Annotated in this window: 22 protein-coding genes; 15 read left to right on the top strand and 7 right to left on the bottom strand. The window is 42.3% G+C overall.

All coding sequences use genetic code 11. The annotated features are described in order from the left end of the window. Window positions 1-100: 100 nt before the first annotated feature. Window positions 101-670, top strand: coding sequence for a hypothetical protein (locus BN3912_RS07555; RefSeq protein WP_023982981.1), 570 nt, complete (start codon window positions 101-103; stop codon window positions 668-670). A 239-nt stretch (window positions 671-909) separates the two neighbouring features. Here the strand turns inward: BN3912_RS07555 and BN3912_RS07550 are convergent, their stop codons facing one another. Beyond that, window positions 910-1,737, bottom strand: coding sequence for a DUF5715 family protein (locus BN3912_RS07550; protein ID WP_023982980.1), 828 nt, complete (start codon window positions 1,735-1,737; stop codon window positions 910-912). Between the two features lie 142 nt (window positions 1,738-1,879). Here BN3912_RS07550 and BN3912_RS07545 point away from each other — a divergent pair, with 142 nt between their 5' ends. The 14 genes from BN3912_RS07545 to BN3912_RS07480 all read left to right on the top strand — a co-directional run bounded on the left by BN3912_RS07545 (window position 1,880) and on the right by BN3912_RS07480 (window position 18,485). After that, on the top strand, window positions 1,880-2,875 hold the full coding sequence (locus BN3912_RS07545) for a PhoH family protein (RefSeq protein ID WP_023982979.1): 996 nt from the start codon (window positions 1,880-1,882) through the stop codon (window positions 2,873-2,875). Further along, a complete protein-coding gene (locus BN3912_RS07540; RefSeq protein WP_023982978.1) occupies window positions 2,872-3,819 on the top strand; it encodes a phosphoribosylaminoimidazolesuccinocarboxamide synthase in 948 nt (315 codons plus the stop codon). The genes BN3912_RS07545 and BN3912_RS07540 overlap by 4 nt, the downstream gene beginning before the upstream one ends. A 103-nt stretch (window positions 3,820-3,922) precedes the next feature. Beyond that, a complete protein-coding gene (gene ubiE, locus BN3912_RS07535) occupies window positions 3,923-4,657 on the top strand; it encodes a bifunctional demethylmenaquinone methyltransferase/2-methoxy-6-polyprenyl-1,4-benzoquinol methylase UbiE (protein ID WP_023982977.1) in 735 nt (244 codons plus the stop codon). Between the two features lie 71 nt (window positions 4,658-4,728). Beyond that, window positions 4,729-5,475 carry a shikimate dehydrogenase family protein gene (locus BN3912_RS07530; RefSeq protein WP_023982976.1) on the top strand — a complete coding sequence of 249 codons (747 nt, stop codon included), beginning with the start codon at window positions 4,729-4,731 and terminating at the stop codon, window positions 5,473-5,475. 47 nt (window positions 5,476-5,522) lie between these two features. After that, window positions 5,523-6,686, top strand: a complete 1,164-nt coding sequence (locus tag BN3912_RS07525; protein ID WP_195906774.1) for an AIR synthase-related protein — start codon at window positions 5,523-5,525, stop codon at window positions 6,684-6,686. A gap of 9 nt (window positions 6,687-6,695) precedes the next feature. Continuing rightward, window positions 6,696-7,808 carry a peptide chain release factor 1 gene (gene prfA / locus BN3912_RS07520; RefSeq protein ID WP_023982974.1) on the top strand — a complete coding sequence of 371 codons (1,113 nt, stop codon included), beginning with the start codon at window positions 6,696-6,698 and terminating at the stop codon, window positions 7,806-7,808. A 9-nt stretch (window positions 7,809-7,817) separates the two neighbouring features. Then, a complete protein-coding gene (gene pyrF / locus BN3912_RS07515; RefSeq protein ID WP_023982973.1) occupies window positions 7,818-8,639 on the top strand; it encodes an orotidine-5'-phosphate decarboxylase in 822 nt (273 codons plus the stop codon). 35 nt (window positions 8,640-8,674) lie between these two features. Then, window positions 8,675-9,895 carry an HD domain-containing protein gene (locus tag BN3912_RS07510; RefSeq protein WP_023982972.1) on the top strand — a complete coding sequence of 407 codons (1,221 nt, stop codon included), beginning with the start codon at window positions 8,675-8,677 and terminating at the stop codon, window positions 9,893-9,895. A 47-nt stretch (window positions 9,896-9,942) separates the two neighbouring features. Next, window positions 9,943-10,986, top strand: coding sequence for a UDP-3-O-(3-hydroxymyristoyl)glucosamine N-acyltransferase (gene lpxD / locus BN3912_RS07505; RefSeq protein WP_023982971.1), 1,044 nt, complete (start codon window positions 9,943-9,945; stop codon window positions 10,984-10,986). Window positions 10,987-11,038: 52 nt separating this feature from the next. Then, window positions 11,039-12,430 carry a bifunctional UDP-3-O-[3-hydroxymyristoyl] N-acetylglucosamine deacetylase/3-hydroxyacyl-ACP dehydratase gene (locus tag BN3912_RS07500; protein ID WP_023982970.1) on the top strand — a complete coding sequence of 464 codons (1,392 nt, stop codon included), beginning with the start codon at window positions 11,039-11,041 and terminating at the stop codon, window positions 12,428-12,430. A 5-nt stretch (window positions 12,431-12,435) separates the two neighbouring features. Continuing rightward, window positions 12,436-13,206 (top strand): acyl-ACP--UDP-N-acetylglucosamine O-acyltransferase, encoded by a 771-nt coding sequence (gene lpxA, locus BN3912_RS07495; protein ID WP_023982969.1) that lies wholly within the window; start codon window positions 12,436-12,438, stop codon window positions 13,204-13,206. A 65-nt stretch (window positions 13,207-13,271) separates the two neighbouring features. After that, on the top strand, window positions 13,272-14,168 hold the full coding sequence (gene miaA, locus BN3912_RS07490) for a tRNA (adenosine(37)-N6)-dimethylallyltransferase MiaA (RefSeq protein WP_023982968.1): 897 nt from the start codon (window positions 13,272-13,274) through the stop codon (window positions 14,166-14,168). Between the two features lie 49 nt (window positions 14,169-14,217). Continuing rightward, window positions 14,218-16,719 (top strand): transglycosylase domain-containing protein, encoded by a 2,502-nt coding sequence (locus tag BN3912_RS07485; protein ID WP_023982967.1) that lies wholly within the window; start codon window positions 14,218-14,220, stop codon window positions 16,717-16,719. 59 nt (window positions 16,720-16,778) lie between these two features. Continuing rightward, window positions 16,779-18,485, top strand: coding sequence for an AAA family ATPase (locus BN3912_RS07480; RefSeq protein WP_051403424.1), 1,707 nt, complete (start codon window positions 16,779-16,781; stop codon window positions 18,483-18,485). A gap of 516 nt (window positions 18,486-19,001) precedes the next feature. Here BN3912_RS07480 and BN3912_RS07475 read toward each other — a convergent pair. Genes BN3912_RS07475 through BN3912_RS07450 form a run of 6 tightly spaced genes read right to left on the bottom strand, consistent with a single transcriptional unit; the run spans window position 19,002 to window position 23,820 of the window. Beyond that, entirely contained in the window at window positions 19,002-19,526 is a 525-nt protein-coding gene (locus tag BN3912_RS07475; protein WP_023982965.1) for a GNAT family N-acetyltransferase, read from the bottom strand. Next, on the bottom strand, window positions 19,523-20,713 hold the full coding sequence (locus BN3912_RS07470) for a glycosyltransferase family 2 protein (protein ID WP_023982964.1): 1,191 nt from the start codon (window positions 20,711-20,713) through the stop codon (window positions 19,523-19,525). The genes BN3912_RS07475 and BN3912_RS07470 overlap by 4 nt, the downstream gene beginning before the upstream one ends. Before the next feature lie 41 nt (window positions 20,714-20,754). Continuing rightward, window positions 20,755-21,189, bottom strand: a complete 435-nt coding sequence (locus BN3912_RS07465; protein WP_016665083.1) for a hypothetical protein — start codon at window positions 21,187-21,189, stop codon at window positions 20,755-20,757. 9 nt (window positions 21,190-21,198) lie between these two features. Beyond that, window positions 21,199-21,810 carry a recombination mediator RecR gene (gene recR / locus BN3912_RS07460; protein WP_023982963.1) on the bottom strand — a complete coding sequence of 204 codons (612 nt, stop codon included), beginning with the start codon at window positions 21,808-21,810 and terminating at the stop codon, window positions 21,199-21,201. Further along, window positions 21,810-22,298 (bottom strand): porin family protein, encoded by a 489-nt coding sequence (locus BN3912_RS07455; protein WP_023982962.1) that lies wholly within the window; start codon window positions 22,296-22,298, stop codon window positions 21,810-21,812. The genes recR and BN3912_RS07455 overlap by 1 nt, the downstream gene beginning before the upstream one ends. Before the next feature lie 4 nt (window positions 22,299-22,302). Continuing rightward, window positions 22,303-23,820, bottom strand: coding sequence for a carbon starvation CstA family protein (locus tag BN3912_RS07450; protein WP_023982961.1), 1,518 nt, complete (start codon window positions 23,818-23,820; stop codon window positions 22,303-22,305). Window positions 23,821-23,907 lie beyond the last annotated feature (87 nt).

The raw sequence follows: 23,907 nt of genomic DNA, 5'->3' as shown, positions 1-23,907 counted from the left end.
GAGGTTTGCAATATATAGTTTTGCAAACCTCCTTTAATTTTCTTAATAACATATAAGTCTGTTTTGTAGAAATTATATTTTATTGTAACTTTGCACAACAATGAAATTTATATTCTATTTATCATTCGCATTTTCGGTATTATCAGCTTCTGCAAAGATACCGAAAGCATCGTCTCCAATAGCTAACAGAGTAAATACGGCAGCTAAGCACTTACCCTTATCGGCCACACTTGTAGCGAAATACACCGATAATAGGCGGCACTGTCTGTATTACATATACCAAAACAGGCTCTATTGTTTCGATGTAAAAAGCAATAAAACGCAAGATATTAACTTTGAAACGAACAATTATTCCTCCATCTTGAGGGCTTTTTCTGTGGCAGACGGCAATTTACTGTTCATAGCCGTGGAACGTAAAGGGCTTACAAACTCATATATTACCGACGGACAGGTATTGTGGGGCATAAACACCTTCAACAAACAATCGTTCAAAATAGGCGAAGGCTACGATATATCTAAGCACAAAGACCATTTTCTTATAAAAAAAGGGGCGAGATGTCTCAATCCGCAAGCCCCGCAACACCGTCGCAAATGGATGATTAAAGACCACTATTTCTATTTGGACGGCAAACCGATGTTCGTAAAAGAAGAATATTTATATCGTCCTTAAACGCGATAAGAGTTTTCTCAATACTCTCTAATGAATAAAGAACGTACTCATTAGACAACCCATCATAACTTACTGATTACAAATATTATATTCCTATATCGATTAGAGAGATTATTTAAGCCGGATAGATAATATGTCTACTGATCACAAACCATACGTCTGATAGAAATATTCTATAGAAATATCTGTCATAAAATAAATCTGCCTTATTGTCGAAAAATCGGAGAAGCGCCGTTATGTCAATTTACTGTGATATGAAAACACCCCTGATGCACTTCGTACTTGACTAAGCAACGTTTGTTGTTTCGCATGTCGTTCAGTACTTCGCTTAGTACCCATTTCAACGTGTCATTACGAACTTGTCGGCGAGAGGGGCCATCCGGCTCTTCTACAGTTTTATAACGGTTATAACAAATATCGAAAGTAGTTCCGTAAAGATGGCAACTATTCTGCGTTGCATTGCCGTTATGTCCGCGTAACTTGTCCACATCGACCTTGCTACGCATTACACTTGTTACGATAATCTTATGCAAAGGAATGCCCTTAACTTGCAGACTATCAAAAAAATTACGCCCTATATCTTGAAGTAAGACTACGGCACGAGGTACCAAATACGGTATGCTGCTGCGCAAACGATCTACATAAAAGTAAGGATTACTGCCCACATACACAAGTTCCGCCTTACGATTTTCGGCCTCTTCCCTATCCATTACCGGTTTTACACCATATTTATTAGCCGCCAACAGCTGCACATCATTTTGATCGGGAAAAGCATTTCCAAAGTTCGGAACACTATAAATTCGGTTTTTTATAAGGCTTCCATCGGCCTTAAAAAACTTAGATGTCGCAGAAGTACCTACAAAAATGCGGGCACCATCGGCCCTGTTGTTCGCCACAACCGCAGCTTCAGCCGCCGCCGAACTGTTCGAATTTCGGACTGTTGTATCGCTTGCAAAAGCCGTATCTTCCCTGCCCTGCGCCACTTTAGGAAATATACACCTCACCATGCCCAACAAAATAACGACGATACAAAAACCCTGCAGATATCTTTTTTTAGAAATTATCATTGCCCCGTTGATTGCTATAGCTGTGCAAAGTTACTAAAATAATTCATAAACGGATAAATGATAATTACGATTTCTTTGCGGATTTGAGGTTTTTTTGTAAATTTGCACCTAAAATAATAATAGCAAATTCAGTCTAAAAACATTGATAGAGAAGCATATAATTCTTGAAGATATCGATCCCGTAGTGTTCTACGGCGTCAACAACAGCCATCTTCAAATGATCAAATCGCTCTTTCCTAAGATGCGTATCGTGGCACGCGACAACGTGATAAGAGTACTTGGCGATGAGGAAGAGATGGTAAAGATCGAAGACAACATAGAGACCATACGCAAGCATGTGCTAAAATATAACACTCTTAACGAGGAAGATATTCTTGATATCATTAAAGGCAAGCAAACCAAAGCCGATGCTATTAAAGGAGTACTCGTTTACAGTATATCCGGAAGACCGATAAAAAGTCGTTCTGAAAACCAGCAGAAACTGGTCGAGGCCTATGAGAAAAACGACATGGTCTTTGCTGTTGGTCCTGCCGGAACGGGCAAAACCTACCTGAGTATTGCCCTTGCAGTGAAAGCACTTAAGGAAAAGATCGCTAAAAAGATTATCCTGTCGCGCCCCGCGGTGGAGGCCGGAGAGAAATTAGGTTTCCTTCCGGGTGACATGAAAGATAAAATCGATCCTTATTTGCAGCCACTCTACGATGCTCTCGAAGACATGATACCGGCCGTAAAACTACAAGATATGATGGAAAAGCACATCATACAGATCGCTCCGTTGGCTTTCATGCGCGGACGAACACTAAGTGATGCGGTGGTAATCCTTGATGAAGCACAGAATACAACGCCCGCTCAAATACGTATGTTCCTCACCCGAATGGGATGGAATACCAAAATGATTATCACAGGCGATATGACTCAGGTGGATCTGCCCCGCGAACAAAAGAGCGGACTGCGCGAGGCATTGCGCATACTCGGCAATATAGAAGGCATAGGCGTAGTAACATTAGGACAAAAAGATATAGTACGCCATAAACTTGTTACCCGTATTGTAAATGCATACGATGCTTATGATAAGAAAAACAGCAATGAACACAAACCGAAGCTGCAAGAAACAACATCTAACAATATACAAGAATGAAGGCATTAACAAAGACTGATTTCCATTTTGAAGGACAAAAGAGCGTTTATCATGGTAAGGTACGCGATGTGTATAACATCAACGACGATCTGATGGTAATGGTAGCCACCGACCGTATTTCGGCATTTGATGTTGTTCTGCCTAAGGGCATTCCTTTCAAAGGACAGGTGCTGAACCAGATTGCAGCCAAGTTTCTCGATGCTACAAAAGACATCTGTCCGAATTGGAAACTGGCAACACCCGATCCGATGGTAACAGTCGGTCTTAAATGCGAGGGGTTTCGTGTAGAAATGATTATCCGATCAATTCTCACAGGTTCGGCTTGGCGCGCATATAAAGATGGGTGCAGAGACCTTTGCGGTGTAAAATTACCCGATGGAATGAGGGAAAATGAACACTTCAAAGAGCCGATTGTCACCCCTACCACTAAGGCCGACGAGGGACACGACATGAATATATCGCGCGAAGAAATTATCTCGCAAGGTATCGTAAGCGCAGAAGACTATGCCATTATCGAAGACTATACCCGTAAACTCTTTAAGCGTGGTCAGGAAATTGCCGCCAAACAAGGACTGATACTCGTAGATACAAAATATGAATTCGGCAAGCGAAACGGAAAAATCTACCTGATAGACGAGATACACACGCCGGACTCAAGCCGCTATTTTTATGCAGACGGCTACGAAGAAAAGTTCGAAAAAGGTGAACCGCAGCGGCAACTGTCTAAAGAGTTCGTACGCCAATGGCTCATCGAACATAATTTCATGAACGAACCCGGGCAGCAAATGCCGGAAATAACAGACGAGTATGCCGAAAGTGTAAGCGAAAGATACATCGAACTATACGAACACATAACCGGAGAAAAGTTCGATAAAGCGGCCGAAGAAGGCAATATTGCAGCAAGAATAGAGAGGAACGTAGCCGCTTATTTGGCATCGAGATAAGCGACAAATCGGTTGACAAGTCTGTATAAAAGCCCGAAAACTCTGGCTCGATTGCATGTTTTAAGAAAATTGACGCTTTCTTCCTATTTTTAAAAGAATACGGATGTTTGAACAAGAAAAGATAAAACCATACGAGGAGAATGGCGAAAAAGAGGAGCTCGTCGAACGTATGTTCGACAATATAGCACCTACCTATGACAAACTGAACCATCGTTTGTCGTGGGACATCGACAGAGGTTGGCGCAAAAAGGCTATCAAGCAGTTGATACCACACCGTCCCGCATCGATTCTTGACATAGCGACCGGAACTGGCGATTTTGCCATCTTGGCTGCCCAAATGCTGCATCCGGCAGGTCTTACAGGTGTAGACATTTCCGAAGGTATGATGGAAATAGGAAAAGAGAAGGTAAAAAGAGCCGGCCTCGACCATATCATTAACTTCCAAAAAGAAGATTGTCTTCACATGAGTTTTCCCGATAATACTTTCGAAGCAATAACGGTTGCTTTCGGTATAAGAAACTTCCAAGACCTTAACAAAGGACTGAAAGAGATGCACAGAGTATTGAAAACGGGCGGTCATCTTAGTATCGTGGAGCTGACAACTCCGGTTTCGTTCCCGATGAAGCAACTGTTCAAAATATATTCACATACCTTTTTACCTGCTTACGGGCGACTGATTTCTAAAGACAGGAGTGCATATAACTATCTTACAGCAACAATAGAAGCCTTTCCGCAGGGAGAAACGATCGTTGAAGTTCTTAGGAATGTAGGATTTGCAAAAGCTTCTTTCAAGAGGCTCACTTACGGTATATGTACGATGTATTTTGCCGAAAAGTGATATAAGATATTTACTGTCTGGTAACAAATTGCTCCCAAACAATTGCTGGTTAAATAATAAATAACGACTATATGGACAAGTACGGACTGATAGGTTATCCGCTGGGACACTCTTTCTCGATAGGTTATTTTAACGAAAAGTTCGAGAATGAAGGTATCGATGCCAAGTATATCAACTTTGAAATACCCGACATAAAAGATTTCCCCGAAATCCTTGCATCCAATACAGACCTGAAAGGGTTGAACGTAACCATTCCCTACAAAGAAAAGGTTATAGATTATTTGGACTCGCTCAGTCCAGAGGCTAAAGCTATCGGGGCCGTTAATGTAATCCGTGTTACCCATAAAGGTGGGAAAATAGTGCTAAAAGGGTTCAACAGCGATGTGATCGGTTTCACAAAAAGCATAGAACCAATTCTCGAAAGTTACCATAAGAAGGCACTTATACTCGGAACCGGAGGCGCTTCGAAAGCCATAGACTACGGTTTGAAATCGCTCGGATTAGAGACATTATTTGCAAGCAGAAGCAATAAGCCCAATGCCATTCGGTACAAGGATATCACTGCCGATACGGTAAAAGAATACAACGTCATCGTAAACTGCACCCCTTTGGGCATGTATCCGCATGCCGATTCGTGTCCGCAACTACCATATGAGGCAATGGATAACCACACCTTGCTCTACGATCTTATCTATAATCCCGACGAAACCCTATTCATGAAAAAAGGCTTAGAGCATGGTGCAACGGTCAAGAACGGCTTGGAGATGTTGCTTTTACAGGCCTTTGCAAGCTGGGAGTTCTGGCACGGAACTGAATAATCAAGATATGACATGTTGAATTTTCCTAACTTTTAAATTGCATACGAGTGGACAACAGATACATGATGCGTGGCGTGAGTGCCGCCAAAGAGGACGTACATAACGCCATAAAAAATATAGATAAGGGAATTTTTCCGCAGGCTTTCTGCAAGATTATCCCCGACATTCTCGGCGGAGATCCGGAATATTGCAACATTATGCATGCTGACGGAGCCGGCACAAAGTCATCTTTAGCGTACATATATTGGAAAGAAACAGGCGATATAAGCGTTTGGAAAGGCATCGCACAGGACGCCATAGTGATGAATACCGATGACCTGTTATGCGTAGGGGCCACAGACAACATTCTTGTTTCGAGCACTATCGGAAGAAACAAATTGCTTATTCCGGGCGAAGTAGTATCGGCCATCATCAACGGAACCGACAGCCTGCTCGCCGACATGCGCAAGATGGGAGTGGGAATTTACCCAACCGGCGGCGAAACTGCCGATGTGGGAGACCTTGTACGCACCATTATAGTTGACTCAACCGTAACGTGTCGAATGAAACGTTGCGATGTTATCGATAACTCCAACATACGTCCCGGCGACGTTATCGTGGGATTGAGCTCTACCGGACAGGCAACCTACGAGAAACAATACAACGGTGGAATGGGAAGTAACGGACTTACAAGCGCCCGACACGATGTGTTTTCAAAATATCTTGCCAATCTCTTTCCCGAGAGTTACGACCATGCAGTGCCAGAAAAACTGATATATAGCGGTACTAAAAAGCTGACCGACCGCATAAAAGGCGTAAAAATAAATGCGGGACAATTAGTTCTGTCGCCCACACGTACCTATGCTCCGGTCGTTAAACGCATGCTCGACGAACTGCGACGGGATATTCATGGAATGGTACATTGTACGGGCGGTGCCCAAACTAAGGTTCTGCATTTCGTGAACGAGAATTGTAAAGTGATAAAAGATAACATGTTTCCCGTTCCTCCCCTATTCAAACTGATCCACGATGAAAGCGGAACAGACTGGAAAGAAATGTATCAGGTGTTCAATATGGGGCACCGCATGGAGATTTATGTACGTCCGGAAATTGCAGAAAAAGTAATCACTATCAGCAAATCATTCAATGTCGACGCCCGAATTATCGGTCATATAGAAGAAGGACAACGTTCGCTTACCATCCAATCGGAGTATGGTACCTACAATTATTAATTAAAGAAAATGGCAGAAAACAACAGTATATTAGAGAAATTAGACGGCCTTGAAAGCCGCTACGAGGAGGTTTCAACGCTGATAACCGATCCGGATGTGATCAGCGACCAGCAACGCTACGTGAAGCTGACCAAAGAATACAAGGATTTAGGAGATATAATGGAAGCCCGCAGGCGCTACATTGCCTGCCTGAATGCAATCCAAGAAGCCAAAGAATTGCTTGCCAACGAAAGCGATGCCGATATGAAAGAAATGGCACGCGAAGAACTGGCAACGAACGAAGCTCTACAACCTAAGCTGGAAGAAGAGATAAAATTGGCTCTCGTTCCTAAGGATCCGGAAGACGAAAAGAACGTGCAAATGGAGATTAGAGCGGGAACGGGTGGCGACGAAGCAGCGCTATTCGCCGGCGACCTCTTCAATATGTATAAGAAATATTGCGACTCCAAGGGATGGACTCTTTCCGTTACGAGCGAATCGGAAGGTGCTGTAGGTGGTTTCAAGGAGATAGATTTCGCCGTTAGCGGTGCCAACGTGTACGGAACATTGAAGTATGAAAGCGGCGTACACCGCGTGCAACGTGTGCCCGCAACAGAAACACAAGGCCGCATGCATACCTCTGCAGCTACTGTTGCCGTTCTGCCTGAAGCAGACAAATTCGAGGTGAACATCAACGAGGGTGATATAAAATGGGACACATTCAGAAGTTCCGGCGCCGGTGGACAGAATGTAAATAAGGTGGAATCCGGTGTGCGTTTGCGTTATCCATGGAGGAATCCGAACACTGGAGAGATCGAGGAAATACTCATAGAGTGTACGGAGACACGTGATCAACCCAAGAACAAGGAGCGCGCATTGTCGCGTCTTCGTACGTTTATATATGACCGCGAGCATCAAAAATATGTAGATGACATCGCAAACAGACGCAAGTCGTTGGTATCGACAGGCGACAGAAGTGCCAAAATACGCACTTACAACTTTCCGCAGGGGCGTGTTACAGACCACAGGATAGGCTTTACCACACACGATCTACAAAGCTTCTTAGGAGGCAATATACAAGAAATGATCGATGCGCTCACCGTGGCCGAGAACGCTGAAAAGTTAACAGAAACCGAATTATAACGAAGAGTAATGAACAGAAAACAACTGGTCGAGCAGATTTTCAGCAAGAGAAGTTTCCTTTGCGTAGGCCTCGATACCGACATAAAGAAAATACCGGAGCATCTGAAGAATGAAGAACACCCGATATTTTCTTTCAATAAAGCAATTATAGATGCTACGGCTCCTCACTGCGTTTCCTATAAACCCAACCTCGCTTTCTACGAAAGTATGGGCGTGAAAGGAATCGTTGCATTCGAAAAAACCATAGCCTATCTGAAAGAGAACTACCCCCAACACTTTATAATTGCCGACGCCAAGCGCGGTGATATAGGCAACACATCGGCAATGTATGCCCGTACGTTTTTCGAAGAATACCAGCTCGATGCCCTGACAGTAGCCCCATATATGGGCGAAGACAGCGTAACACCTTTCTTGGAATACAAAGATAAGTGGGTTATCCTCCTTGCGTTGACAAGCAATAAGGGAAGTCAAGATTTCCAACTTACGACATCGACCGACGGTGAAAAGCTCTTTGAAAAGATAATCCGCATATCACAACAGTGGGGAAACGAACAGAATATGATGTACGTTGTGGGTGCCACCCAAGGTTCCATGTTCGAAACAGTGCGCAAATATGCCCCCAATCACTTTCTTCTTGTGCCCGGCGTGGGCGCACAGGGCGGCAGTCTGCAAGAGGTATGTAAATATGGTATGACGAAAGAATGCGGCTTGTTGATCAACAGTTCGCGCGGTATTATATACGCAAGCAATGGCCGCGACTTTGCACAAGCTGCAAAAGAGAAGGCACAGGCATTACATCTGCAGATGTCAGACCTACTGGATAAACTTTAAAGAGGGCATATCTATTTGAATTAGAACAACGGTATATGAACGATAGCAAAATCATAAGCGATCCGGTTTTCGGCTTCATAAAAATTCCACATGGCCTGCTTCTCGATATCGTAAGGCATCCATTGATACAACGCCTTACGAGAATTAAGCAACTGGGATTAGCTTCTGTCGTTTATCCGGGGGCTCAACACACCCGCTTTCAGCACTCCCTCGGGGCTTTTCATCTGATGAGCGAAGCCATAACATCGCTTGGACAGAAAGGAATATTCATCTTTGACAGCGAAGCAGAAGCCGTAGAAGCGGCGATACTGATGCATGATATCGGGCACGGACCGTTCTCGCATGTGCTTGAGAATACATTAATTCATGGCATATCGCATGAAGAAATCTCATTAATGATGATGGAACAAATTAACCGTGACATGAACGGAAGTCTGAATTTGGCCATCAATATCTTTAAAGACAAATACCCCAAACGCTTTTTACACCAGCTGATTAGCAGTCAATTAGATATGGACCGTCTTGACTATCTGCGGCGCGACAGCTTCTTCACCGGTGTGAATGAAGGAAACATCGGTTCTGCACGTATCATCAAAATGCTGAATGTAATAAACGATCAGTTGGTGGTCGAAGCAAAAGGAATTTACTCCATCGAGAATTACCTTACCTCGCGAAGACTCATGTATTGGCAAGTTTACTTGCATAAAACAGCTGTCGCCTGCGAGAAGGTTTTAATTAATACGCTGAAAAGAGCAAAGCAATTGGTACGCGAAGGGCACACTTTGTTCGCCTCTCCTGCCCTTCTGTATTTTCTGGAGAACGAAGTCGATGCCAGAATATTTGAAGAAGACGACCGAGCATTGGCCTATTATGTGCAACTCGACGATAACGATATATGGAGTGCACTAAAGGTTTGGGCGACATCCGATGATAAAATTCTGTCTGTATTATCGGCAGATATCATCAACCGACGGCTCTTTAAAGTGGAAATTCATGAGGAATCGATACAACAGGAGCAATTGGAAGCATTGAGAGAAAAACTTTCTACTCAATTCGGCATATCCTACAACGATACACAGTACTTATTAAGTGCAGACACGATACGAAAAGATATGTACGATGTGAACGACGACCACATATCGATCTTGTACAAAGATGGCACGATAAAGGATATTGCCGAGGCTTCTGAAATTCTGAATGTTTCGCTTTTATCTAAAAAAATCGTCAAATATTACCTATGTTATCAACGATTCTGAATTAATTTTGCTATATTTGCAGAATTAAATCAATCTATTTGATAAAAATGGAATTTACCGCAAGACAAATTGCCCAATTCGTACAAGGGCGCATTGAAGGAGATGAGAATGCTTCCGTCAGTACATTTGCCAAGATTGAAGAAGGCACGGAAGGTTCGCTATCATTTCTTTCAAACCCCAAATACACACACTATATTTATAATACCAAATCATCGATTATTCTAATAGATGAAAATGTAGTTTTAGAGAAACCCGTAGCTACAACACTCATTCGTGTGCAGAATGCCTATGAATGTATAGCCAAATTACTGCAACTCTACGAGGCTTCCAAAACAAAGAAAACGGGGATAGACTCATTGGCTTTCATCTCTCCGACAGCAAAAATAGGTAAAGATGTATATATCGGAGCTTTTGCATATATAGGTGACAATACCGTTATCGGAGATGGCACACAAGTGCATCCGCATGCAGTGATCGGCGAAGATGTTACCATTGGCGAACACAGCATTATCTATCCCAATGTTACCATCTACCACGGATGCAAATTAGGCAATAGGGTTATTCTTCATGCAGGTTCGGTAATCGGCGCCGATGGTTTCGGTTTTGCACCGTCGGCAAATGGATATGACAAAATTCCCCAGATAGGAATAGTCACCATTGAAGACGATGTAGAAATCGGAGCAAATACTTGTATCGATCGTTCTACAATGGGAAGTACCAACATACACAAAGGTGTAAAACTTGATAACTTAGTGCAAATCGCCCATAACACGGAGATTGGAAGCAACACGGTGATGAGTGCACAAGTGGGAGTTGCCGGCTCTACCAAGGTTGGAGAATGGTGCATGTTCGGCGGACAGGTAGGCATTGCCGGACATATACAAATAGGTAATAAAGTCTTTTTAGGAGCCCAATCCGGAGTTCCGAGTAGTTTAAAAGACGACCAATCGCTCATTGGAACGCCACCGATGGGGAAAACGGCATTCTTTAAATCGCATGCTATCTATAAAAGATTACCTGAGATTTACAAACAGTTGAATGCTCTGCAAAAAGAAGTGGAAGAACTTAAGAACAATAATTCAAGAACTTGAATATAAAACAAATGTAAAATATAGCTTAATAAGAAAATAGGTTACATAATAAATGGAAACGTCTAAACAAAGAACACTAAAAGGTAGTTTTTCGCTCTATGGTAAAGGATTGCACACAGGACTAAGTCTTACGGTAACATTTAATCCTGCACCGGAGAATACGGGATATGCTATTCAGCGAATAGATCTCGAAGAACAGCCTATAATAGAAGCAATTGCCGAAAACGTTGTGAACACAGAACGCGGTACTGTCTTAGCAAAAGGAGAAGTTCGCGTTTCAACTGTGGAACACGGTCTTGCTGCCCTTTACGCTTTGGGAATAGATAATTGTCTTATTCAAGTCAATGGACCGGAATTCCCAATACTGGATGGTTCTGCTGCAATGTATGTTAATAAAATCGAAGAGATTGGTATTGAAGATCAAAACGCCCCCAAAGACTTCTATATTATTCGTAAAAAGATCGAAGTAAAAGACGATACAACCGGTTCGTGCATAACGATCTTGCCCGATGAACAGTTCTCTATTACGGCAATGTGCTCATTCCAATCTAAATTTATCAATAGCCAATTTGCTACTTTAGATAACATAAATAACTTTTCTGAAGAGATTGCACCAGCTCGTACCTTTGTTTTTGTGCGCGACATTGTTCCCCTTCTCGAGGCTAACCTTATAAAAGGAGGTGACCTCGATAATGCCATTGTCATCTATGAACGTGAAGTAAGTCAAGAAAAATTAGATCAACTGGCCGACGTATTGAAAGTTCCTCATATGGATGCAACCAAGATCGGGTACATACAGCATAAACCTTTAATGTGGGAAAACGAATGTACACGCCATAAATTACTTGATATTATCGGCGATATGGCATTGATAGGAAAGCCCATAAAAGGTAGAATTGTAGCAACACGCCCGGGGCATACGGTTAACAATAAGTTTGCCCGTCTTATGCGGAAAGAAATCCGAAAGCACGAAGTACAAGCGCCTATATACGATCCCAATGAAGAGCCGATCATGGATAACAACCGCATACGCGAACTTCTTCCCCATCGTTATCCCATGCAACTTGTAGACAAAATTATTGCGATGGGCCCAAATAGCATTGTTGGTGTTAAGAATGTCACGGCTAATGAACCTTTTTTTCCCGGACACTTTCCGCAAGAACCCGTTATGCCGGGTGTGTTGCAGGTAGAAGCAATGGCACAATGCGGCGGATTATTGGTACTGAATCAAGTCGAAGAACCAGAACGTTGGTCTACATATTTCCTTCGTATAGATGACGTAAAATTCCGCCAGAAGATAGTTCCCGGCGACACATTACTTTTCCGTGTAGAGTTGCTACATCCCGTACGTCATGGCATCAGTTCCATGAAAGGCTATATGTTCGTAGGCGACACTGTAGTTTCGGAAGCAACATTCACAGCACAGATCGTCAAGAATAAGTAATCGTTATGAATCAAATCAGTCCGTTAGCTTTCGTTCATCCGGAAGCCAAACTTGGAGATAACAACATAATAGGTCCGTTCTGTTACATTGATAAAAATACTGTTATTGGAAACAGTAACGTGATGCAAAATAGTGTAACGGTCAATTTCGGCGCACGCATCGGCGACAATAACGAAATATTCCCGGGCGCCAGCATATCCACAAAGCCTCAAGACCTGAAATTTAAAGGTGAAGAGACATTGTGTGAAGTTGGAAATAACAATAGTATTCGTGAAAACGTAACAATCTCACGTGGCACATTTTCTAAAGGAATAACCAAAGTAGGTAATAATAATCTCTTGATGGAAAATATGCATATAGCACACGATTGTTTCTTTGGTAACAACCTTATCATAGGGAATTCTACCAAATTTGCCGGAGAAGTAACCGTTGATGATAATGCAATCATTAGTGCCGAAGTATTATGCCATCAGTTCTGCAGGATCGGAGGATACGCCATGATTCAAGGAGGTAGTCGTTTTTCACAGGACATCCCGCCTTATATCATAGCTGGAAAAGAGCCGATACGCTATGCAGGTATCAACGTCGTGGGATTGCGTCGCCACGGTTTCAGCAATGAACTTATCGACCTTATACACAGTGCTTATCGCCTACTCTACTCAAAAGGAATTAAAGAAGAAGGTATACAAGAAATTCGTAAAAACCTTCAGATCACCCCCGAAATACAATATATTATTGATTTCGTAGAGTCTTCAGAACGCGGTATCATCAAATAGAATAATTACAAGGTTAGGGATGTAAAACCTTTGCTATATTCCTAATTCTATGTTCTTTATCTATCATGAAATCTCTCGTTGTTATTATCGGTCCTACAGGAGTTGGGAAAACAGAGACGTGTTTGCGTATTGCAGAGCATCTCCATACGCCCATTATCAATGCTGATTCCAGACAAATATTCAAAGAATTGCCTATTGGGACAGCTGCTCCCACGAAAGAACAACAGCAACGGATATATCATTATTTTGTAGGAAACCATAAAATAAAAGACTACTACAGCGCTTCCATATTCGAATGCGATGTATTGGAAGTACTTTCAAACTTATTCTTGAAACAGGATACTGCTCTTATGAGTGGCGGAAGTATGATGTATATTGATGCCGTATGTAATGGCATTGACGATATACCAACCGTTGATGAAGATACAAGAGAGCGTATGAAATACAGACTTGCCACCGAGGGGCTCCCCGCACTGGTAGAAGAACTGCACAAATTAGATCCCATACACTATAATATCGTAGATAAGAGCAATCCTCGACGTGTAGTCCATGCACTCGAAATATGCCATATGACTGGCAGGACATATACCTCATTTCGTACTGCCACAATCAAGAAACGTCCGTTCAATATCATTAAGATCGGATTGAATAGACCTCGTGAAGAAATGTACCAACGTATTAACTATCGTGTTCTCGATATGGTGGAACATGGTCTTGTAGAAGAAGCTCTAAACGTTTATCCTCTAAAAGGTATAAACGCTTTAAATACCGTTGGTTACAAAGAACTATTCGAGTTTTTTGAGAAAAACATAACGTTTGAAGAAGCTGTTATGAAAATACAATCCGACACAAGGCGGTACATGAGAAAACAACTTACATGGTTCAAAAAAGACGAAAAGATCAAATGGTTTCATCCCGACAATATTGAAGAAATCATAAATTATATTGATAATACGATATAGATATACACTTATTTCGTATTTTTGTAATGTAATATACACATAATCTATTATGTTTGATAAATTAAAAAAACTTGCCACGTGGTACTGGCATAAATTACGTGCTTTCTTCCCATGGTATAAAAAACTCTACAAAGAGCATGCATGGTATACCAAAGGATTAATCGGATTCGTTTCGTTTATTATTGTATTATTCTTATACCTTGGTGCTGTAGACATTAATTTCCTATGGCTCTTCGGTAAATCGCCGGGCTTTTCGCAAATTATGCATCCCAATACTTCCGAAGCATCTGAGATATACAGTGCCGACGGCAAACTTATCGGCAAATACTTCAATGAAAACAGAACACCCGTAAAGTACGGAGAAGTTAACCCGATGTTCTGGAAAACACTGATAGATACCGAAGACGAACGCTTCTATCATCACTTCGGTATCGATTTCCAAGGCCTTTTCGCAGCTGTAAAGGACGCTATTACAAGAAATGATGCACGAGGTGCTTCCACTATAACGCAACAACTTGCCAAGAATATGTTCCGTGTACGCACGCAATATTCTACCGGATTGCTCGGAAAACTGCCGGGTATCAGAATGCTTATTATGAAAAGTAAGGAGTGGATAATCGCTCTGAAACTCGAAATGGTATACGATAAAAAAGATATTCTGACCATGTATGCCAACACAGTGGACTTCGGTTCCAATTCTTTCGGCATCAAAACAGCAAGCAAAACTTATTTTAATACAACTCCGGCTAATCTAACCGTGGAACAGAGTGCTGTATTGGTGGGTATGCTGAAAGCAACTACATTCTATAATCCGTTTACTAATCCAGAAAATAGTCTTAAACGACGCAACATTGTGCTCAATAATATGGTGCATAGAGGCGATCTGTCGAAAAAACAGTGCGACAGTATCAGCACTATTCCCATTAAACTAAGCTACAGTGTGGAGACCAATTACGACGGGCAGGCCCTATATTTCAGAGAAGCAGTTGCAGATTATCTGAAAGATTGGTGTAGAGACAACGGGTACGACCTCTATAATAGTGGTTTGAAAATATATACAACCATAGATACTCGCATGCAAAAGTATGCAGAGGAAGCTGCCATCAAACAAATGAAGCAGGTTCAGCGTAATTTTAATAATCATTGGGGACACAACGATCCATGGATAGATGAAAACGGCAAAGTCATTCCCAATTTCATCGAAGGAATAGCTCGCAAGCAACCGGTATACAAGAACCTATTGGCAAAATTTCCCAATAATCCCGATTCTATCACCTACTATTTGAATAAGCCCCATACCGTTAAACTGTTCGATTATGAGAAAGGTACGATAGAAAAAGAGATGTCCACCATGGACTCTATACGCTACATGGTTCATTTTATGCATTGTGCTTTCGTAGCTATGGAGCCGCAAAGCGGTGCTGTAAAGGCATGGGTAGGCGACATAAACTTCAATTCTTGGAAATATGATAAGGTAACCGCCATGCGTCAACCGGGCTCCACATTCAAGTTGTTTGTATATACAGAAGCCATGAATCAAGGGTTGACACCATGTGACAAGCGTCGCGACGAATATATTTCCATGCAGGTATTCGACAAGAAGCAGAACAAAGAGGTAACGTGGACGCCCTCGAATGCCAACGGATACTTCACCGGCGACTCTATACCACTGAAAAGTGCCTTTGCAAGAAGCATCAACTCTATCGCTGTAAGGCTCGGTCAAGAAATGGGGATCAAACGAATTGCCGAGACAGCCCATAAGATGGGTATTCATAGTCCACTCGACGAAACGCCTTCTTTGGCTTTAGGTTCAAGCGATGTGAACCTTCTTGAGCTGGCAAATGCTTACTGTACGATTGCTGATGACGGCAAACACCACGAACCGGTGCTTGTTACAAAAATCGTTGATAAAGATGGGAAAGAGGTTTATGTAGGTCCCACAGATACCGAACAGGTAATACCTTACAAAAGTGCATACCTCGTGCAGCAGCTGTTGCTTGGCGGACTACGCGAACCGGGGGCTACCTCTATGAGCCTTTGGGGCTATGTGGGTAACTATCGCGATACCGAATGGGGAGGCAAAACCGGCACAAGTAACAACCACTCCGATGCATGGTTCATGGCTGTAAGCCCAAAATTAGTGGTAGGAGCATGGGTTGGAGGCGAATATAGAAGCATACACTTCCGTACCGGCGCATTAGGACAAGGCAGCCGAACCGCACTGCCTATCTGCGGTTATTTCCTTGATGCCGTACTCAAAGATCCTGCTTTCAAGCAATATCATGCCAAATTCGGCAAGCCTAAAGACGGTGCCGTTACAAGCGATATGTATACCTGTCAGAGTTATTATCAGCACTCGCGGCGCGATACGACTGCTACCGATAGCCTTAGATCGGAAGCCGAAGAAGTGATACTCGATGAAAATGGCAACCCAATTATTAAAAAGATCGACGAAGAAGACGAGACAAAGGGTTCCGATAAGACCAAACCGACAGATCAAAAGCAGCGCCGTAAGCCTACTGAAGAAGAAATCAACTTAGACAATATCTAAGTTCTTTCCACCGCTACAGTGCAAAACTTGTGAAACAAACCGACAGTCAATCGTTCGATATGGATAATCCGGAGCTGCAAAACGCACTTCAGATTATCCAATATACCCGTCGCTCGCTTTTCCTTACCGGTAAAGCTGGCACGGGTAAATCTACATTTTTGCGCCATATTGCCGCAACTACTAAGAAAAAGCACATTATTCTTGCCCCCACAGGCATTGCTGCCATCAACGCCGGGGGCTCCACTTTACACAGCTTCTTTAAACTTCCGTTCCATCCATTACTACCGAATGACACCCGTTACAGCATACGCAACCTGCGGAACACATTGAAATATAACGGCGAAAAGCGCAAGCTGCTGAGAGAAATCGAACTTATCATCATCGATGAAATATCGATGGTACGGGCCGACATCATCGACTTTATAGACAAAGTGCTGCGTGTTTACTGCCGTAATATGCGCGAACCGTTCGGTGGAAAGCAGCTCTTAGTCGTAGGAGACATATATCAACTCGAACCTGTTCTGCGCGAAGACGAACGACAATTGCTCACTCCGTTTTATCCATCCATATTCTTTTTCGATGCACATGTATTCAGAGAAATGCAACTGGTGTCTATTGAACTGAAAACAGTTTACCGCCAGAGCGATCCCGAATTTATCGGAATACTCGATCACATACGTACTTCTAAGGTAGTAAATGCCGATCTCGAATTGCTAAACCGGCGCGTGGGAGCCCCACTCGACACAGCAAATTCGAAGTTGGCTATTACTCTTTCAACCCGAAGAGACACAGTAGACTACATTAACGAACAACATTTGGCACAACTGCCCGGCACCTCTACCGTGTTTAGAGGAAGCATCGAAGGTGAATTCCCCGACAACAGTCTGCCCACACCCATAGAACTTGAACTGAAAACAGGCGCCCAAATCCTTTTTATCCGCAACGATAAAAACAAGCGATGGGTAAATGGTACCCTCGGTACCGTTATCGGATTCGGCGACGAAGAAGACGGAATTATTTACGTACGCACCGAGAATGGCGAAGATTACGATGTAGAACGTGAGATATGGAGCAACATTAAATACACGTATAACGAGAAAGAGCAGAAGATCGAAGAGCAGGAAATCGGCACTTATTGCCAATTTCCGGTACGCTTGGCATGGGCCATCACCGTGCATAAAAGTCAGGGACTCACCTTTAACCAAGTGAGAATAGATTTCACGGGTGGCGTGTTTGCCGGCGGACAAGCATACGTGGCGCTCAGCCGTTGTACAAGCCTCGAGGGCATAAGTCTGCACGAAGCCATACGTAAAGACGAGGTTTTTGTCCGGCCGGAGGTTATTAAATTTGCTCATCATTATAATGATAACCGGTTAATACAAACCGCCTTGCAACAGAGTAAAGCCGATAAAGAGTACCACGATGCCGCTGCCGCATTCGACAAAGGCGACATGCAGCAGGCTCTCGATAACTTTTTCTTGGCCATACACAGTCGTTACGATATAGAAAAGCCTTCTGCCAAACGCCTGATCCGCCGTAAACTGAACATTATAAATAGACAACGGCAAGAGATAGAACGGCTGAAAAAAGAACGTAACGGCCGCGATAATCTGCTGAAAAAATTAGCTGTAGAATATGTAATGATGGGACGCGAATGCGAAAAAGAGGGCATGCAAGCCGCCGCTCTACGTAATTATGAAAAGGCATTGGAGCTATGTTCTGACATTCCCGAAGCCAAACGTCGCATCAAGAAGCTGAAAAAATAAAATCGTCTTTGTACAATTATCACCTCATACGCAAAGACCTACTCCCCACATTTCTTTCTATTTCCATGCATAGGCCAAGTGTCTACCACAGATAAACAGCCCACTTATCAGTATCAGACGGCACCTATATTCTCGATAGAAGTATCGGCAACCGAAAACGAACATGGAAAAGCAATATTACATGCATGACTTTTAAATAAATTATTAAATCTCAATACAAATAATTCTTCATAAATCTATATTATACATTCGAAATATATTCCTTTACTATAATCCTGAAATGAGAAAAATATCATAAACATTATGTAATCTCCTTATACACCATTGTATTCCATAATACATCCGTTCAACCCAATCGTGATTATGCCTTTTTACTGGTAATACCTCTATAAAGAAAGAAAAGATTATAATATCGAAAATGCCATCTACCCCAAAAATATCAATAAAACGAAATTGGCACTTTTCTTCAATACCCTCATTAAATAATACAAATTCTATTAATAAGAGATGGAACTCTTACAAAAACAACTGCATTACAATGGCATCATGATACTCGTGACCATCGTAAAGCCAGTCTTTCAGCATTGTGTTCTGCTCGAAGCCGAGCTGGGAAAAAAGATTGACAGAGTCGGTATTCTCCATTTCCACAACAGCATACAACTGGTGCAGATGCAATACTTTCAAGGCATAATCGACAATCTTGACCAATGCATGCTTGGCATACCCCAATCCCCGATAACGGTTTTGAATGACGATGCCAATCTCTGCACGCTGATGACGCGGATTGAAATCCACGATATCTACTATGCCTACCGTTTCTTTTTGGCTGTTTTCAATCATGAACCTTACCTGTTTGTCGGTATAAATATCGCCGGCTGCGTTAGCAATATAGTCGTGGAGCATGTAACGTGAGTAAGGCACATTGGTTGTTCCCACATTCCATAACTCTATGTTATTCTCTATCATGTACAGCGTATCGAGGTCTTCAGGCTCGATAGCTCTCAAAATTACCTGCGATGCTTTTTGATTGGATGGTATCATGAAATTATGTCTTCCGGTGTTATAGCAATGCCCGAACGACGATCGTAAGTGCCGATAATCACACCAGATCGAGGATTTAAGGCAAAATTGCTCAATATCTTTTGGAAACTATAGGCATCGATATCGTAAACGATATAAGTCTTTTCCACCTCAGGAATATCTAAAGAGAGATGCCCTTCGGGCAATGTTTGTTCGTTACCTTCAAAAAATACGGCATAAAGCCCGCGTTCCTTGGAAAGCCTTCTGCATGCTGCAAGTACATCGGCATTACCCACAAACACATATAACGGCTGCTTATAACGGCGCATTCTGAAAAAACCAAGATTCTTCTCCACCCTCTCCGTTAGCATTCTACCCAGTGCAAACGAAGCCTTAAAGAAAATGGCAGCCTTAATCGGAAGATTTATCAGCATGGTAGTATGGCTGTAGTGTTTTCTGAAAAAGATAAGCATCGCCTCATAAAACACATGTACATAACGGAAAGATGACCTCTCTGTGCTCTCTCCTTTGTAATGCAGAATACATAAAGGCAAATACCAATTCTCATATCCGGCCTTGATAATGCGGTAAGACAGGTCGATGTCTTCTCCATACATGAAGAAGTCTTCGTCGAGCAAGCCTATTTTATCGAGTACACTACGGCGCAGCATGCAATAAGCACCGCTGATAATCTCGATACGTTCGGGCCGGTTCCATGCGAGATACCCCATGTAATAACGACCAAAACGCCTGCTTCGCGGATATTTGGCACAAAGGCCGCACATTTTATAAAAAGCTGTCAACGGCGTCGGCAATCCTCGACGCGATTCCAAGGCATTACTGCCGTCGGCCTTTAGCATCCTCACTCCCACTCCTCCGGCGTTCGGATGAGTATCCATAAAGGCCACACTCTCTCTAACAACATCTTCTCCTACAAACGTATCTGGGTTGATCAACAGCACATACTCGCCCTCACTTTGTCGGATAGCAATATTGTTAGCACGCGCAAAACCATAATTATGATTGCTCGCAACGAGCTTTACGTATGGAAAATTCTCCTTAATATAGCTTACTGTATCGTCATGCGAATGGTTGTCTACCACATAAACTTCGGCCTCGACACCCTCGAGTGCTCGCTGCAGAGAAACAAGACATTGCGACAGGTAACACCTTACATTATAGCTGACTATGATAACGGAGAGTTTCAAACCTTTAACTCGTATTTTATTTAATTACTGTTCGGCTTCTTTTATTCTTCTTTCAACGTAGTTTCCTCTATGCAACGATCCGTCGTAGGAACTATAAAGAAAAGACATAAAAACAAGATGATACCCATATAGCCGAATGCTACATTCATAAAAAGATAATAAAATAGAGTGTTGACAAGCATGGGAAAACAAAGCATGCTCAGTCGTATCAACCCCCATTTTGTCAATTGTATCTCACGATTATCACTCGTGGTAAGATCACGGTTTACCCGTTTGAATTTGAATAATCGTAAAGATAACGGAATAGTGATGATTGTTAGCAGCTCCATGACAGACAATACAGTAAATTCACACGGTTTGTCTGCTGCCCATTCTCCGGAAAGCAAAATGTCGTTCTCGAATAAAATAACGATCATCAAAGAAACGAAGATAGACAGATAAAACTCTATTGACAGTATATTACGGACTCTTCGCATAACTGAATACTATTTATTGAATGGCGTTCGATTAAGAATCGAACGCCCCAAGGTTACTTCATCAGTATATTCCAATTCATCTCCTACCGATATTCCTCGTGCAATGACGCTTAATTTAACAGGAAAAGATTGAAGTTTACGTGATATATAAAAATTGGTCGTATCGCCCTCCATCGTCGAACTCAACGCAAGAATAATCTCGTCTATTCCTCCTTGCATCACCCTTTCTACGAGCGAATCTATTTCCAAGTCGTTAGGGCCGATGCCATCCATTGGCGAAATTATACCGCCAAGAACATGGTACAATCCCCTGAACTGTTGCGTATTTTCAACAGCCATTACATCCTGTATGTTTTCTACCACACAGATTGTAGAAGCATCGCGATGAGAGTCGGAACAAATAGAACATACATCTGTATCACTGATATTATGACATACGTTACAGTATTTGATATGCTGCTTCATTGTTGTAATGGCTGTAGAAAATGTTTCCACATCCTCATTACTTCGCCTCAACAAATGAAGTACGAGTCGCAAGGCTGTCTTACGTCCGATACCGGGTAACTTGGAAAATTCGTTAACCGCTTTTTCAAGCAATGCCGATGGATATTGCTGATCCATTATAGATATATACCTATGCCGACTTTCAGACCGAAGGTAGAATAGTCGCTATGCTTCTTAAATGACTGGTCATAATAAATTGCCGGCTCTATCGTTACCGTACGACTGATGAAGAAAGCATAACCGATTTCCACACCAGGCATGATATCATTGTAATTATGGTTGGCATGAAGCAATTTGCAGTTCACTCCTAAATAAATACCATTCTGTTCAATGTAATATCGACCGCCTACTCCAACAGAGATATTATCCGGTACACCCTCGGTACCATTATGCTGTATCGATGCCTGAGCGAGAACCAGCAGGTCATCATCAACCATGTATCCGGCTTGAGCCTGCAAACCGACATTGAAATTACTCAAGCCATTGTAACTAAGATTTAGGCCTGTAAGTGATCCACCAACATATACCTTGTCTTGTTCGAACTGCGCACTGGCAGTAAACGTTACCAACAAAGAAAATAGAATAAAAGCAATTTTTCTTTTCATAAAATTATTTTTTAGTTTGTTTGTAATACCAAATAAAGAACCATAGGGCTGCCATACCCATACATCCCATACCCAGAATATAAGCCAATGTATGGTTAAGTGCCAATGCCTGATTGCTGATGAAGATATAGGTAGAACATACGGCTGTCATAAACAATGCCGGAATCAGCGAAATAACAAATGCCTTCTTTCGAATGGCAAGATATACGGTTACCGTCCACAATGTAAATACGGCAAGCGTTTGGTTAGACCATCCGAACCATTGCCATATTATATTGAAACCATCCGGATTTTCCATCTGCCAAAACAACAGCGCTATCGCTGCCAAAAACATAGGCAATGCAATGTAGAAACGCTTTATAACACTCTTTTGTTCAAGATGTAATGCCTCTGCTATAATCAAACGAGCACTACGAAAGGCCGTATCGCCACTCGTAATAGGAGCTGCAACAACACCGAACACAGCAAGTATGCCGCCAAAAATACCCAGCCACCCGCTACATACATTCTCTACAACATTAGGAGCCGAAAAGAATTGTATTAATGATTTACCATTATCTGAGCCGACTTGTGCCATAAATTGATCGACAACATTTGCATCTACTACTTCTCTCCATCCTCCATAATAAAAGAAATAAGAGGATACTGTAGCCCAAATCAATGCTACTATGCCCTCAGTAATCATCGAACCGTAGAAGATAGGACGCCCCATTTTCTCGCTTCCAAGGCATCGAGCCATCAACGGACTCTGTGTTCCATGAAAGCCACTGATAGCTCCACAGGCAATTGTGATAAACAGACATGGGAAAAGGGAGTTCTTCTCAAAGAAAGGCTCTGTACCTAATATCGACTGTGGATGGTTCAAATTAGCAGCATCCAACTTACTCCAAATCTCCGGAATAGCAGGCATTTTGACAAATAACACGACCATCAATGCCACTGCCATGAACAATAAAGCGAAAGCAAATATAGGATAAAACTTCCCTATAATCTTATCTATAGGCAACATTGTGGCCAATACATAATAAGCAAAAATAGCTATAACCCAAATAAAAGTAGAACCTACGTAGTCTTTGAGTATAAGAGCCGGACTATAAACAAAGACAACACCGACCATCATCAAAAGAATTACCGAGAATACAAGCATCACTTTCCTCGCACGCCCCCCAAGATATGTTCCCACCAACTCGGGAAGATTGGCACCTCCATGCCGCACACTAAGCATTCCACCGAAGTAATCATGCACGGCACCTGCAAAGATGCAGCCAAATACAATCCACAGATAAGAAGCCGGACCGTACCATGCACCCATAATAGCTCCAAATATTGGACCGGTACCCGCAATATTCAAGAATTGAATCATGAACACCTTCCAGTTCGGCAATGTAATATAATCTACGCCATCAGCCATCGATACAGATGGAGTCGGGCGGTTATCGGGGCCAAACACACGCTCCACAAAGCGACCATAGATCAGATAACCTATAATTAAAGCCAATAAGGATATTATGAATGATATCATTATATGATTGTTTAAATACCTCTGCAAAAATACATAATTAATTTGAGAAACGAGAAAAATATAAGTACCTTTGCGACAAAATCGACT

This window comes from Prevotella phocaeensis (assembly GCF_900065875.1).
In the GTDB taxonomy this organism is placed as follows: domain Bacteria; phylum Bacteroidota; class Bacteroidia; order Bacteroidales; family Bacteroidaceae; genus Prevotella; species Prevotella phocaeensis.
This window is presented reverse-complemented; position numbering and strand designations above follow the sequence as displayed.

Coding starts and splice junctions, on each gene's coding strand:
- BN3912_RS07555 (WP_023982981.1), top strand. CDS start 101: ATGAAATTTATATTCTATTTATCATTCGCATTTTCGGTATTATCAGCT.
- BN3912_RS07550 (WP_023982980.1), bottom strand. CDS start 1,737: ATGATAATTTCTAAAAAAAGATATCTGCAGGGTTTTTGTATCGTCGTT.
- BN3912_RS07540 (WP_023982978.1), top strand. CDS start 2,872: ATGAAGGCATTAACAAAGACTGATTTCCATTTTGAAGGACAAAAGAGC.
- ubiE (WP_023982977.1), top strand. CDS start 3,923: ATGTTTGAACAAGAAAAGATAAAACCATACGAGGAGAATGGCGAAAAA.
- BN3912_RS07530 (WP_023982976.1), top strand. CDS start 4,729: ATGGACAAGTACGGACTGATAGGTTATCCGCTGGGACACTCTTTCTCG.
- prfA (WP_023982974.1), top strand. CDS start 6,696: ATGGCAGAAAACAACAGTATATTAGAGAAATTAGACGGCCTTGAAAGC.
- pyrF (WP_023982973.1), top strand. CDS start 7,818: ATGAACAGAAAACAACTGGTCGAGCAGATTTTCAGCAAGAGAAGTTTC.
- BN3912_RS07510 (WP_023982972.1), top strand. CDS start 8,675: ATGAACGATAGCAAAATCATAAGCGATCCGGTTTTCGGCTTCATAAAA.
- lpxD (WP_023982971.1), top strand. CDS start 9,943: ATGGAATTTACCGCAAGACAAATTGCCCAATTCGTACAAGGGCGCATT.
- BN3912_RS07500 (WP_023982970.1), top strand. CDS start 11,039: ATGGAAACGTCTAAACAAAGAACACTAAAAGGTAGTTTTTCGCTCTAT.
- lpxA (WP_023982969.1), top strand. CDS start 12,436: ATGAATCAAATCAGTCCGTTAGCTTTCGTTCATCCGGAAGCCAAACTT.
- miaA (WP_023982968.1), top strand. CDS start 13,272: ATGAAATCTCTCGTTGTTATTATCGGTCCTACAGGAGTTGGGAAAACA.
- BN3912_RS07485 (WP_023982967.1), top strand. CDS start 14,218: ATGTTTGATAAATTAAAAAAACTTGCCACGTGGTACTGGCATAAATTA.
- BN3912_RS07480 (WP_051403424.1), top strand. CDS start 16,779: ATGGATAATCCGGAGCTGCAAAACGCACTTCAGATTATCCAATATACC.
- BN3912_RS07475 (WP_023982965.1), bottom strand. CDS start 19,526: ATGATACCATCCAATCAAAAAGCATCGCAGGTAATTTTGAGAGCTATC.
- BN3912_RS07465 (WP_016665083.1), bottom strand. CDS start 21,189: ATGCGAAGAGTCCGTAATATACTGTCAATAGAGTTTTATCTGTCTATC.
- recR (WP_023982963.1), bottom strand. CDS start 21,810: ATGGATCAGCAATATCCATCGGCATTGCTTGAAAAAGCGGTTAACGAA.
- BN3912_RS07455 (WP_023982962.1), bottom strand. CDS start 22,298: ATGAAAAGAAAAATTGCTTTTATTCTATTTTCTTTGTTGGTAACGTTT.
- BN3912_RS07450 (WP_023982961.1), bottom strand. CDS start 23,820: ATGATATCATTCATAATATCCTTATTGGCTTTAATTATAGGTTATCTG.